Here is a 12330-nt window from a genome sequence, read left to right as displayed (position 1 = left end):
CACCGACTGACATGCACACCGACTGACATGTGCACCGACCGGCATGCACGGTGACGGTGAGGCACGGCGACTGTCCTGCACAGCGGTGCTGCGCGGCGGACGGAGGATGCGATGACCACGACCACGAATCTGCTCGACGCGCTGCCGGCCGGCGGACGCGAACGGCTGACCGCGATCGCGCACGAGGTGTCGCTGCCGCGCGACACCCGGATCTTCGAGGAGGGACGGCGCGCCGACCGCTTCTGGATCATCCGCAGCGGCCAGGTCACCCTCGACCAGCACGTCCCCGGGCGGCGCGCCGCGGTCGTCGAAACCCTCGGCCGCGACGACCTCCTCGGCTGGTCCTGGCTCTTCCCGCCGTATCTGTGGCACCTGGGCGCCGAAACCGTCGGCACGGTGGAGGCCGTGGAATTCGACGCCACCGTCGTCCGGGCACTCTGCGAGGACGACCCGGTCCTCGGCCGTGCGGTCTACCGCTATGTCGCCGAGACGGTCGCCGACCGGCTCCAGCGCACCCGCGTCCGGCTCCTCGACCTCTACGGCCCCCAGGGCAGCGGCCTCGAACCCTGACCCCGATCCGCCGGTCGACTGCCGGGAACCGTAACCCCCACCCCGCCGACTACCTGTGCCGGGCCGTGACCGCGGCCCGCGCCGAATCGGTCGTAGCCATAGGGGAGAAGGTCCATGCGTCCTGGAAAGATGTGCGGGATGGCGGTGGTCGTCGCGCTGGCCGCGACCGCGTGCGGCGGAGCGGCCGACGGGGGGACGGGGACGGATGCCGCGGGGCGCGGGGCCGGCGGCTTCCCGGTGAAGGCGGCCGACTGCAAGGGCGCCGAGACCACCTTCACCGCCGCCCCCCGCAAGATCGTGACCAGCAATGCGTCCGCGCTGGAGATGCTGCTGCGCCTCGGGGCGGGCGACCGGGTCATCGGGACCGGATTCCCGCCCGGCAAGGGCACCTTGCCCGGGAAGCTGGACGCACAGGCCCGGAAGGTGCCGGTGCTGGGGAAGGCGGTCATCGCGAAGGAGAAGCTGCTCGGGTCGGGGGCCGACCTCTATGTCGACACCTTCTCCTCCATGCAGAACATGGGCGGCTCGGGCAGTGCGCCGACCGAGGACGAATTCAGGGCGGCCGGCATCAAGCACGTCTATCTCGCGTCCACCGCATGCGCGTCGATGGCGAAGGAGCCGCAGCGGGACCTGTCCGGGGTGGAGGGGGACATCACCCGGCTGGGCGCGGTCACCGGGACCGCCGGGCGGGCGCGGGAACTCGTGGCGGGGATGCGGGCGAAGGTCGCCGCGGTGCACAAGGCCGTCGGCGACATACCGGAGGCGAAACGGCCGGGCTACTTCTTCTTCGACTTCGACGCGGGAACCAAGCAGCCGATGGCGGTGTGCGGCAAGCAGGTCGCCAATGCCGTGATCCACCAGGCCGGCGCGCGCAATGTCTTCGCCGGATGCGACGGTGACTTCAAGCCCGTCTCCTGGGAGGACGTGGTCGCCAAGGATCCGGACTGGATCCAGCTGGGGGTACGGAACCGGGGCGATGCGGCGGCCACGGCGAAGGCGTACGACCAGGCGGAGGCGTTCCTGAAGAGCTTCCCGGCCACGAAGGGGCTGCGGGCGGTCAAGGACGGGAAGTTCCTGCGGATCGGATCGGAGCGTACGACGATCGCCGGGGTCGGCAACGCGGAGGCGGTGGAGCAGATCGCGCACACGATCCACCCCGCGGAGTTCAGGGCGGGGCGGTAGTGGCGGCGGTCACCGGGACCGGACGGCGTACGGTGCGTCCGGCGCCGCTCGCCCTGGGGCTGGGCGTCGCGCTGACGGTGGCGCTGACCGCCGCCGTGGCGCTCGGCTCCACCGATATCGCGCCCGGCGAGGTGTGGTCCGTGGTGTTCCGGCGGCTGGGCGGCGGGGCGCCCCGGCCCGGCACCGACGACCTCATCGTGTGGCAACTGCGCGTGCCCAGGGCCCTGTTGGCGGCGCTGGTCGGCGCGGGCCTCGGGCTGGTGGGCACCGCGACCCAGGCACTGGTACGCAACCCGCTGGCGGACCCGTATCTGCTGGGCATCTCCAACGGCGCCTCCCTCGGCGCGGTCGCCGCGATCGTGCTGGGCGCGAGCACCGGCGGTCTGCTGGGGCTCGGGCTGTCGGCGGCCGCCTTCGCGGGGGCGCTCGGTGCGTTCGCACTGGTGTGGTGCATGGCCCGGCGCGGTGGGGGATTCTCGCCGCTGCGGCTGGTGCTGGCGGGCGTGGGGATCGGGCAGTTCCTGGCCGGGTTCACCAGCTATCTGGTGCTGCAGGCCGAGGACGAGCAGCAGACCCGCAGCGTGCTGTTCTGGCTGATGGGGAGCCTGAGCGGGGCGACATGGGAGGTGCTGTGGCTGCCGGCGCTCGCCGTCACCGCCGGGCTGCTCGTCCTCCAGGCCCGCGCCCGTCCCATGAACGCCCTGATCATGGGCGACGAGACCGCGGCCGGCGTCGGCGTGGACGTCACCCGGCTGCGCCGCGAGCTGTTCGTGGTGACCAGCCTGCTGACCGGCGTCCTGGTATCGGTCTCCGGTGCCATCGCCTTCGTGGGGCTGATGGTGCCCCACCTCTGCCGCCTGATCGTCGGCGGCGACCACCGGCGCCTCCTGCCGCTCTCCGCGCTCACCGGGGCGCTGTTGCTGGTGGTCGTCGATGTGGTGTGCCGTACGGCGATGGACACCCAGGAGCTTCCGGTGGGTGTGGTGACGGCGATGATCGGGGCACCCGCCCTGCTGTTCATCCTGGACCGGCGGATGGAGGCGGGCCGATGAAGGCCGGGGACGGGACGGTGGCGAAGGGCGAAGGCGGGCCGATGAGGGTCGAGATCGAGGATCTGCACGTCGGCTATGCGGGCCGCGATGTGGTCGCGGGGGTGCACCTCGTCGCGGCGGAGGGCGAGATCGCCGGGCTGGTCGGCCCCAACGGCAGCGGGAAATCCACCGTGCTGCGCACCGTCTACCGCCATCTGCGGCCCACCGCCGGGCGGGTGCTGCTGGCCGGGGCCGACATCCGCGAGCTGAGCCCCGGCCGGGCCGCCCGGCAGGTCGCCGCGCTCCCGCAGGAACGCGGCAGCGATTTCGAGCTGACCGTGCGGGAGGTGGTGGTGATGGGCCGCACACCGTACAAGCGGGCCTTTGCGGGGGACGACGACGGCGACCGGGAGACCGTGGCCCGGTCCCTGGCCGCCGTCGGCATGGCCGGGCACGCGACGCGCCGGTTCTCCGCGCTGTCGGGCGGTGAGCGCCAACGGGTCCTGCTGGCACGGGCCTTCGCACAGGAACCGCAGGTGCTGGTCCTGGACGAGCCCACCAACCACCTCGACATCCGGCACCAGGTGGAACTGCTAGGCCTGCTGCGCGCGCAGCGCCGTACGACGCTGATCTCGCTGCACGACCTGAACGCGGCGGCGTCCCTGTGCGACCGGCTGCATGTGCTGCACAAGGGGACGGTGGTGGCGTCCGGTACGCCGCGCGCGGTGCTCACCCCGGAACTCCTGGCCGAGGTCTTCGGGGTACGCGCCGCGGTGACCGCACACCCCCTCACCGGCGACCCGTTGATCGCCTTCGACCACCGGCAGACCGCAGGCGCCGACCTGCTCCGGGAGCCCGCCGGCTAGCCCTCCGGCCTGCGGCACGAACGGGCCCGGCCGACAGGCGGTCGGACGGGCGCACGGTCCCGGAACTCCGCCACCGCGCGCCCTCCCTCCGCTACGTCGCCTCGAAATGGCTCGGCCGCCCCTGGCGCAGCACCAGGCGGCCGAGCCGTTCGGCGTCCGCCCGGCGCATCAACTGCCGCCTGCCGTCCGGGTGCTGGAGAACGGACGAATGCCAGGGCGTCATCCACACATCCGGCGCATCGAGCAGACGCATGCCGAATTTGGCCGAGCCGCGGGGCTGCGGATGGATGGACAGCCGGACCGCACGGGGATGGTGCTCGGCGATCAGCGCGCCCCAGGCCCGGCTGCGCTGGATCACGCCGTACGCGCGGGTCCGGCAGTCGCGTTGCAGCGCCGACCGCGTACCGGGGAAGGCCGCGGTGTCCTCGAAGAGGAAGCGGGTGATGCCCTGGTAGAGGCGGCGGGTCTCCTCGTCGCCGCCGCGGGTCCCCGACCGCAGGGTCTCCAGGGACGGCGCGTAGCGCGCATGGAGCCGGGCGCGCTGCTCGTCGTACGGCAGGTCGCCGTGGACATCGCGCAGATCGAAGAGGTCCAGATGCGTCAGGCCTTCGTCCCGGATCATCGTGCGCAGGGCGTCGCCGTAGGCGTCGATGTGCGCATCGGGAACCCGGATGAGATCGCTGAAGGCATGTCCGTCCGAGCAGATGACGATGCGGGCGCCGGGCGGGTGGACGGCGGCGATACGGGCGCAGAGGCCGTCGAGGAAGCGCAGGGCGAGGCGTTCGCCCTCGTCGGGGAGGTGGCCCAGGACCTTGGCGGGGTTGGGGGATTTGCAGGGGAAGCCGGGGAGGGTGAAGCGGATCGGCGCACCGGCCGCGATGGCCGGTGTGAGCCGGCGCAGTTGGGGGTGGAAGGCGTCGGGGGTGGCGTCCTGCGGGTCGTCCAGGGTGCGGCGGTAGGGGAGGAGGAGGGTGAGGACCGCTTCGGCGGTGGCGCGGTGGCCGGCGGTTCTGTCGGGGTGCGGAGCGTGGGTCAGCATGCGGCATCCGGGACGTGCGCCACGGGACAGCGGGAGGCTGCCGGTTCGTCTCCGGCAGGACCGTACGCCACCGGAAGCCGGTCGATCCCACGGGCAAGTACCGCCGGAATCCAGTGCAGTTCGGATTCCGGTACGGCCATCCGGAGGCCCGGCAGCCGGCGCAGCAGCGTGCCCAGGGCGACCTGGAGTTCCACGCGGGCGAGCGCCGCGCCGGGGCAGAAGTGGATGCCGTGGCCGAAGGCGAGGTGCGGATTGGGGGAGCGGTCGAGGTCGAGGGTGTCGGCGTCGGGGAACTGGCGCGGGTCCCGGTTGGCGGCGCAGAGGGAGACGATCACCGAGTCGCCGGCCGGGATGCGGGTCCCGTGCAGATCGGCGTCCTCGGCGAAGAAGCGCCAGGTCGTCAGCTCGAAGGCGCTGTCATGACGGAGCAGTTCCTCGACGGCCCGGGGGAGCAGCTCGGGCCGGTCGGCCAGCCGCGCCAGCTGCTCGGGGCGGCGCAGCAGGGTGACCAGCGCCGTGGTGATCTGGTTGGTGACCGGCTCCTGGCCGGCGACCAGCAGCTGGAAGATCATGGAGTCGAGCTCTTCCGGCCGCAGGTGTCCCTCGTCGCGGGCGGTCACCAGACGGGACAGCAGATCCTCTCCCCGCTCGCGCCGCTTGTGGGCGACCAGATCGGCGATATAGCCCTGGAGTCCGCGCAGCCGCGCCTCGTATGCCGGGCGTCCGGGATCCTCGGGGCCGACGGGCTGGACGACCTTCCCCCAGTCACGGTCGAAGCGGTCACCGAACTCCTCCGGCAGGCCGATGACTTCGGCCAGCACCTGGAACGGGAAGCGGGCCGCGAAGGCGTCGACAAGGTCGGCGTGCCCGGTGCGGCCGGGGTGCGGCAGCGCGTCGAGCAGGGCGTCGGCCATCTCCTGGAAGCGCGGGCGGAGCCGCTCGACGCGCTGCGGCGTGAACGCCTCGGTGATCAGCCGGCGCATCGCGGTGTGCTTCGGCGGATCCTGATGCAGCAGATGGACCTGCAGCTGGGAGTGCTGCGGCTCCGGCATGATCGAGGCGCGGGCCCGCCAGGCGGCGTTGCCCCGGGAGTGGTGCTTGCCCAGCCGGGGGTCGGTCAGCGCCTGATGAGCGGCCTCGTAGCCGGTGACGAGCCAGGCGCACACGCCGCTGGGGAAGCGGACCCGGTGGACCGGCCCGCGCGCACGCAGTTCGGCGTAGAGGGGGTAGGGGTCGCGTTTGTACTCCGTTCCGTAGAGCTCGACGGGTTCCGGTGCTGCGTACGCTGCGGACATCGTGGTGGTCTCCTCAACTCCGTGCCCGGACAGCACGGCGTTGGAGAGGTCGGGCGGCGGGCGCGTGGAGTTCCCGCGGGGCAAGGGGATTTCGCCCACAAAGGCCCAGGGTCTGACCGCCCTTGTGCCGGATGCGGAAACCCAGTTAGTCGGCCGGGCCGGCCGCCCGGTTCCGCCCGGTGCGAGGGATAAACCTCACGCGCCGGACGGGGGGCTTCTGCTCCCTCGAACCCGTTGCGGCCTGCGACGATGCGCATTCCCCAACCCCACCCAGGAGCGGCGATGCCTCCCTCTCCGGCCCCCTCGATCCCACCGGTCACCTCGAACACCCCGGACACCCCGGACACCCCGGACACTGCGGTCTCTTCGGCCGACCGCAGCCGGTCCGTTCTCCCCCCGGCCGTCCAACGGCTGCTGCCCGCCCGGCCGGTCATCGGCTTCGTCGCACTCCTCGCGGTGCTCTTCGCGCTGTCGTACGGGGCCGGCGCCGCCGCCGGACCGGTTGCGCCGGGCCTGCACCCGGCGGGCGGTGCCCGTACCGGAGGCCCCGCGCCCGCCCACAACGGAGACATGGGCCGGATGCCCGGGATGGACGGCATGCGATGACGGCCACGCCCCCGGACGACGCCACCGCCCCGGCCGGCGCGTCCCGCACCACCACGCTGACCGTCGGCGGCATGACCTGCGCCGCCTGCGTGGGCCGGGTCGAGAAGAAACTCGGGCGGCTGGACGGCGTATCGGCCTCGGTGAACCTGGCCACCGGCCGGGCCCGGATCAGCCACCCCGAGGCGCTCCCGGTCGACGACCTCATCGCCACCGTCGAGGCGGCCGGTTTCACGGCGCGGCTCCCCGAGTCCGCCCCGGAGCCGGACCACGGCGCACATCCCGGCACCGAGGACGACGGCGCCTCCCAGGACAGCACCGCACCCGAGGACGGCAACGCCCCCGCCGAACGCCGCCGGCTGCTGCTGACCGCCGTCCTCTCCCTCCCCGTCCTGGCCCTCTCCATGGTCCCCGCCTGGCAGTTCCTCCACTGGCAGTGGCTGTGCTTCGTCCTCGCCGCGCCGGTCGCCGTATGGGGTGCGGCCCCCTTCCACACCCGTGCGCTGCGCGGCCTGCGGCACGGTGCCGCGACCATGGACACCCTGGTCTCCCTCGGCGTGGCCGCGTCGTTCGGCTGGTCGGCGTACGCGCTGTTCCTCGGCGGCGCCGGGCTGCCCGGTATGACGATGCCCTTCACACTGCTGCCCACGGCCGGCGACGGCACCGCGCATCTCTACCTGGATGCGGCCGTCGGCGTACCGCTGTTCGTGCTGGCCGGGCGCCGGATGGAGGCCAGGGCCCGGCGCGGCACCGGCTCCGCGCTGCGTTCCCTGGCCGAGCTCGCCGCCAAGGACGTCGCCGTGCGCCGGGACGGCACCGAAGTCCGTATCCCGGTGAACCGGCTGCGGGTCGGCGATCTCTTCCTCGTACGGCCGGGGGAGCGGGTCGCCACCGACGGCACGGTCACCGAGGGCAGTTCCGCCCTGGACCTGTCGCTGATCAGCGGGGAGAGCCGGCCGGTCGAGGCCGGGCCGGGCTCGGAGGTCGTCGGGGGCGCGGTCAACTCCGGCGGTCTGCTGGTGGTACGGGCCGGTGCGGTGGGCGCGGACACCCAACTCGCCCGGATCACCCGGCTGGTGGAGGACGCGCAGACCGGCAAGACCTCGGCGCAACGGCTCGCCGACGCGGTGGCGGCCGTCTTCGTCCCCGCCGTACTGACCGTCTCGGTCACCGTCCTGGGCTTCTGGCTCGGTGCCGGAGCCGCCCCCCAGGCCGCCCTCACCGCCGCGGTCGCGGTCCTGGTCGTCGCCTGCCCCTGCGCCCTCGGGCTCGCCACCCCGACCGCGCTGCTGGCCGCCACCGGACGCGGCGCCCAGCTGGGGATCCTCGTCAGCGGGCCGCGGGCACTGGAGCGGCTGCGCCGTATCGACACCATCGTCCTGGACAAGACCGGCACCCTCACCACCGGCAGGATGAGCGTGACGGCCCTGACGCCGCGGGCCGGCGGGCTGGATCCGGCCAAGGCGCTCGGCCTGGCCGCTGCCGTGGAGCAGGGTTCCGAGCATCCGCTGGCCCGAGCCGTCCTCGCCCATGCGGAGGAACAGGATCAACTCCCGGTCCCGGTAAGGGACTTCCCCGTAAGGAACTTCACCGCCACCCCCGGCCACGGCGTACGGGGCACGGTGGACGGCCGCCGGGTGACCGTCGCCCGGCCGCCCGCCGACCCCGCAGACCTCCCGGCTCCCCTCCCCGACGCCGTGCGCGCCGCGGAGACCGCAGGGCACACCGCGGTCCTGGTCACCGTCGACGGCACTCCCGAGGCCGTTCTCGCCGTCGGCGACGCGCTCCGCCCCGACGGCTACCGGGCCGTCGACCATCTGCGCCGCCTGGGCCTGCGGCCCGTACTGGCCACCGGGGACCGCGAGGCCACCGCCCGCGCGGTGGCCGGGCAGCTCGCCATCACCGAGATCCACGCCCAGGCCACCCCGCAGGACAAGGCCGCGCTGGTCACCACCCTGAAGGAACAGGGCGGCCGGGTCGCCGTCGTGGGCGACGGCGTCAACGACGCCGCGGCCCTCGCGCTCGCCGACCTCGGCATCGCCATGGGCGGCGGCACCGACGCCGCGATCGGCGCCGCGGATGTCACCCTCGTCCGCGAGGACCTCCAGGCCATCGCAGACGCGGTACGCCTGGCCCGCCGCACCCTGGGCACCATCCGGGCCAACCTGGTCTGGGCCTTCGGCTACAACCTCGTCACCGTGCCGCTCGCCGCCGTCGGCCTGCTCAACCCGATGCTCGCGGCCGCCGCGATGTCCGCCAGCTCACTGCTCGTGGTGGGCAACAGTCTGCGGCTGCGGGCCTGGCAGCCGGCCCGGGCGGCGAAGCCCGCCCGGAGCATCAACCGCCCGCGCACGCACGCCACTTGGGAGGCCCGATGAACCGGATGAAGGAGCTGAGCGGGACGGACGGGCCGAGGCGGCTGCGCGCGGCCGTGGCCGTACCCCTGCTCTCGTGCCTGGCGACGCTGGGCACCCTCACCGCCTGGACCGCCACCGGCAACGCCGGCACCCCCGCACGCCTCGGCGCCGCCGAGGGCCGGGTGCTGATCCCGTACGGGAAGGAGTCCACCGCGGCGTTCTTCACGATCCGCAACACCGGCACCGCGGACGACGAACTGACGGGCGTCACCGGCCCGCCCGGGTACCGCGCCATGCTCAGCCGCACCGCCGACATCGGGCGCAACGCCCGGCGGATGGAGATGGTGCGCGCCGCCACCGTCCCGGCGGGCGGCTCGCTGCGGATGACGGCGACCGGACTGGACATCATGGTCAGCCCGCCGCCCCGGCTCTCACCGGGGGAACGGCTCACCTTCACCCTGCACTTCCGTGACAGCCCACCGCTCACCGTCCGGGCGCGGGCGGTGGCGACGCTCGCCGGACCGTGAGCCGGGACGGCGAAGCCCCCCTCGTACCGGACCGGTGTCGGTACGAGGGGGGCTGACGGCCTGTTCGCCGGCACGAGTGGGCCTGCCGGCCTGTCTGCCGGCACGAGTGGGGCCGCCACCGCGTCAGTGCCAGGTCAGGCAGCGGCGCCCGCGAGCTCGCGCGGCGGGCCGCCCGGGACGGGATCCCAGGCCCCCTCCGCCTCCGCCAGCCGGGCGATCAGAGTCTCCCGTGCGCGTGCCACCCGGGACCGGACCGTCCCCACGGGACAGCCCATCACCCCGGCGGCCGCCGCATAGGGCAGCCCGAGCAGCTGCGTCAGCACGAACGCCTCACGCCGCCCCGGCCCCAGCGCCGTCAGCAGTTCCGCCAGGGCGACACCTTCGTCGAACCCCGGCACCCCGCGCGGCTGGACCCGTTCCGCCGCCGACTGCCAGTCCTCGGTCGCCGCCAGCCGGGGCCGTACGGCCTGGGAACGGATCCGGTCCGCCACCACCCGCCGGGCGATCGTCAGCAGCCAGGTCCGTGCCGATGACCGGCCCTCGAACCCGGGCAGACTGCGCAGTGCCCGGACATAGGTGTCCTGCACCAGGTCGTCGGTCGCCTGCGGATCGCCGCTGAGATGGGTCACATAGCGCCGTACATCGAGCTGGGTGGCCCGGACGAACTGTTCGACGGCCCGCTCGTCGCCACCGCGGGCGGCCAGCGCCCACCCCGTCACCGCCTCGTCATCGCGCATTCCGCGACCGCCCCTCGCCGGGCGCGCAGGCGTCGGGGAGGATGGGCCCATGCACTGCGCCCGCATCCGTACGGCACTCTCCGCCCGCCTCGACGGCGAGGAACTGCCGCCCGGCCTCACCGACCGCCGGCTCGACTGCCATCTTTCGGGCTGTGCGGACTGCCGCCATTGGCAGGCACGGGCACGAGCGCTGACGGCGGACATCGGCCGGGCCGCCGCGCACACCGAGCGCGATACGGCGTCCGTCGACGCGCTGCTGGCGGGCCTGCGGTCGCGGGCTGCCCTCGACTGACGGGACGCCGCGGCGCCCCCTGCGGGCAGGAATCATCGGAACCATCATCGGAGTCCTTGGGAATCCTTCGCGTGATCCGGTCGCCGCGCTCGGCGGGGACCGGTGAAATGGGAATTCAACCGTGCTGTCAGCCGACAGCCGGTTCACACGGCGGACCCCGCAACGACATCGCATGGGCCAGCAACAGCCGGCGCTTCGCCCGGCGCGGCTCCTGCCGGGCTGCGCGTACGGCGGGCGGCGCATCGGGCAGCACGATCCGCAGGACGAGCACCAGCGGCGCGAACAGCCACGCCGACACGGTGCGCACGAGCCGGAACGCCGCCCGCTCGCCGCCCCACAGCCACCAGGCGCTGAGCAGGGCGACGAGCAGGTGGGCGGCTAGCATGCCGCCCGCGCCGCCGCTCATGCCAGTCATGCCAGTCATGCCGTCCATGGCATGCGTGGCCGCCATGCCAGGCATGCTCGGCAGCTGCCCGTGCATCCCGGCCATGTCTGCCATCTGCCCGTGCATCCCGGGCATCTGCGCATGCATCCGCTGCGCCGCATCGATGTCCGCGAGCGACATCCCCTGCGCGCCGCACAGCCAGGTGCTCGCCCATTGCCGTGCCAGTGACGCCCGTTCGCCGCCGGCGGCGGCGAACGCCTGGCCGAGGGAGAACGCGCTGTGCAGGGCGGCCTGGGTGCCCACGGTCAGCAAGCCCACCGTCAGGGGCCCGCGTTCGCGCCCCGCCAGACACCAGGCACCGGCCGCGGTTCCCGCGCCGGCCGCGAGCAGCATCCACCCGGGCACCGCGGCATCCGACATCGCCACATGGCCGAGGGCAGCGAGCAGCACACAGACCGCCGCGAACACCGCGGCGCGCAGCCCCCTGAGAATGTGCCCCGCAACCATGACGGGCCCATCGTCGCACCCCGCCCGCGGGGCCGAACGGGAGGGGCCCATGGTGGCGTATGGGACATCAGGTGTAAGGGGGCCAGTTGGGACGGGGCAGCTGCTGCTCCGACGAGCACTCCGGCGATCGTCAACTCGGGGTTGACGTCGAGGTGTCGTCAACCTATGGTTGACGCATGGCGAATTCAGACCGCACAACGCATACGATCCGCCTCGACGACCTGATCGAGGCCATCAAGAAGGTGCACTCCGACGCGCTCGACCAGCTCTCCGACGCGGTGATCGCCGCCGAGCACCTCGGTGATGTGGCCGACCACCTCATCGGCCACTTCGTGGACCAGGCGCGGCGCTCCGGTGCGTCCTGGACGGACATCGGCAAGAGCATGGGCGTCACCAAGCAGGCGGCACAGAAGCGCTTCGTGGTGAAGGGCTCCGGCGGCGAACTGTCGGATCTCGATGCCCAGCAGGGCTTCAGCCGGTACACCCCCCGGGCGCGCAAGGTCGTGGTGGCCGCGCAGGAAGCCGCCCGCGCGGCCTCCGGGAACGAGATCCGCCCCGAGCACCTGGTGCTGGGGCTGCTGACCGACCCGGCCGGGCTCGCCGCGCTGGCGCTCGTGGAGCTGGGGGTCTCGCTGGACGCCGTCCGCGAGGCCGCCACCGCGGCGCTGCCGCCCGCGTCCGACGAGGTGCCGGCGCTCATTCCGTTCGACGCGCAGGCGAAGAAGGCGCTGGAGCTCACCTTCCGTGAGGCCCTGCGGCTGGGGCACAACTACATCGGCACCGAGCACATCCTGCTGGCCCTGCTGGAGTTCGAGGCCGGTACGGGCGTGCTCGCGGGCCTCGGGGTCGACAAGAAGTCCGCGGAGAACGCCGTCCGGGCCGTGATGGCCGCCGCCATCGGCGACGGCGACGGCGACGAGTCCTGAGCCGGAGGTGCAC

The 12330-nt window shown here is 73.4% G+C and carries 13 protein-coding genes; 9 read left to right on the top strand and 4 right to left on the bottom strand.

Annotated elements, in window-relative coordinates; genetic code table 11:
- Window positions 1-111: 111 nt before the first annotated feature.
- The 4 genes from ADL29_RS39970 to ADL29_RS39955 all read left to right on the top strand — a co-directional run bounded on the left by ADL29_RS39970 (window position 112) and on the right by ADL29_RS39955 (window position 3649).
- Window positions 112-570, top strand: a complete 459-nt coding sequence (locus ADL29_RS39970) for a cyclic nucleotide-binding domain-containing protein (RefSeq protein WP_053928366.1) — start codon at window positions 112-114, stop codon at window positions 568-570.
- 114 nt (window positions 571-684) lie between these two features.
- Complete coding sequence (locus tag ADL29_RS39965) at window positions 685-1752, top strand: ABC transporter substrate-binding protein (RefSeq protein ID WP_245689829.1); 1068 nt, start codon at window positions 685-687, stop codon at window positions 1750-1752.
- Window positions 1752-2804 carry a FecCD family ABC transporter permease gene (locus ADL29_RS39960; RefSeq protein WP_053928364.1) on the top strand — a complete coding sequence of 351 codons (1053 nt, stop codon included), beginning with the start codon at window positions 1752-1754 and terminating at the stop codon, window positions 2802-2804. The genes ADL29_RS39965 and ADL29_RS39960 overlap by 1 nt, the downstream gene beginning before the upstream one ends.
- A 41-nt stretch (window positions 2805-2845) precedes the next feature.
- A complete protein-coding gene (locus ADL29_RS39955; protein WP_053928400.1) occupies window positions 2846-3649 on the top strand; it encodes an ABC transporter ATP-binding protein in 804 nt (267 codons plus the stop codon).
- 91 nt (window positions 3650-3740) lie between these two features.
- On the opposite strand, the gene ADL29_RS39950 is transcribed toward ADL29_RS39955, so the two are convergent.
- Together ADL29_RS39950 and ADL29_RS39945 are read right to left on the bottom strand one after the other, a co-directional pair.
- A complete protein-coding gene (locus tag ADL29_RS39950) occupies window positions 3741-4688 on the bottom strand; it encodes an L-tyrosine/L-tryptophan isonitrile synthase family protein (RefSeq protein WP_053928363.1) in 948 nt (315 codons plus the stop codon).
- Complete coding sequence (locus tag ADL29_RS39945) at window positions 4682-5983, bottom strand: cytochrome P450 family protein (protein ID WP_053928362.1); 1302 nt, start codon at window positions 5981-5983, stop codon at window positions 4682-4684. Before ADL29_RS39945 ends, ADL29_RS39950 begins: the two co-directional genes overlap by 7 nt.
- A gap of 282 nt (window positions 5984-6265) precedes the next feature.
- On the opposite strand from ADL29_RS39945, the gene ADL29_RS45885 reads away from it, so the two are divergent.
- Genes ADL29_RS45885 through ADL29_RS39930 form a run of 3 tightly spaced genes read left to right on the top strand, consistent with a single transcriptional unit; the run spans window position 6266 to window position 9470 of the window.
- On the top strand, window positions 6266-6589 hold the full coding sequence (locus ADL29_RS45885) for a hypothetical protein (protein ID WP_245689828.1): 324 nt from the start codon (window positions 6266-6268) through the stop codon (window positions 6587-6589).
- A complete protein-coding gene (locus ADL29_RS39935) occupies window positions 6586-8964 on the top strand; it encodes a heavy metal translocating P-type ATPase (protein WP_053928361.1) in 2379 nt (792 codons plus the stop codon). The genes ADL29_RS45885 and ADL29_RS39935 overlap by 4 nt, the downstream gene beginning before the upstream one ends.
- Complete coding sequence (locus ADL29_RS39930) at window positions 8961-9470, top strand: copper chaperone PCu(A)C (protein ID WP_245689827.1); 510 nt, start codon at window positions 8961-8963, stop codon at window positions 9468-9470. The genes ADL29_RS39935 and ADL29_RS39930 overlap by 4 nt, the downstream gene beginning before the upstream one ends.
- Before the next feature lie 134 nt (window positions 9471-9604).
- Here ADL29_RS39930 and ADL29_RS39925 read toward each other — a convergent pair whose 3' ends face one another.
- A complete protein-coding gene (locus ADL29_RS39925) occupies window positions 9605-10207 on the bottom strand; it encodes a sigma-70 family RNA polymerase sigma factor (RefSeq protein WP_053928359.1) in 603 nt (200 codons plus the stop codon).
- Between the two features lie 49 nt (window positions 10208-10256).
- Between ADL29_RS39925 and ADL29_RS39920 the strand changes: the two genes are divergently transcribed.
- Window positions 10257-10499, top strand: a complete 243-nt coding sequence (locus ADL29_RS39920; protein ID WP_046929493.1) for a zf-HC2 domain-containing protein — start codon at window positions 10257-10259, stop codon at window positions 10497-10499.
- 127 nt (window positions 10500-10626) lie between these two features.
- On the opposite strand, the gene ADL29_RS39915 is transcribed toward ADL29_RS39920, so the two are convergent.
- Window positions 10627-11391, bottom strand: a complete 765-nt coding sequence (locus ADL29_RS39915) for a hypothetical protein (protein ID WP_053928358.1) — start codon at window positions 11389-11391, stop codon at window positions 10627-10629.
- A gap of 176 nt (window positions 11392-11567) precedes the next feature.
- Between ADL29_RS39915 and ADL29_RS39910 the strand changes: the two genes are divergently transcribed.
- A complete protein-coding gene (locus tag ADL29_RS39910) occupies window positions 11568-12317 on the top strand; it encodes a Clp protease N-terminal domain-containing protein (RefSeq protein WP_053928357.1) in 750 nt (249 codons plus the stop codon).
- Window positions 12318-12330 lie beyond the last annotated feature (13 nt).

Origin of the sequence: Streptomyces chattanoogensis (assembly GCF_001294335.1) — a bacterium.
GTDB lineage: Bacteria > Actinomycetota > Actinomycetes > Streptomycetales > Streptomycetaceae > Streptomyces > Streptomyces chattanoogensis.
Note: the sequence above shows the minus strand (reverse complement) of the source record. Positions and strands in the feature narration are given on the sequence as shown.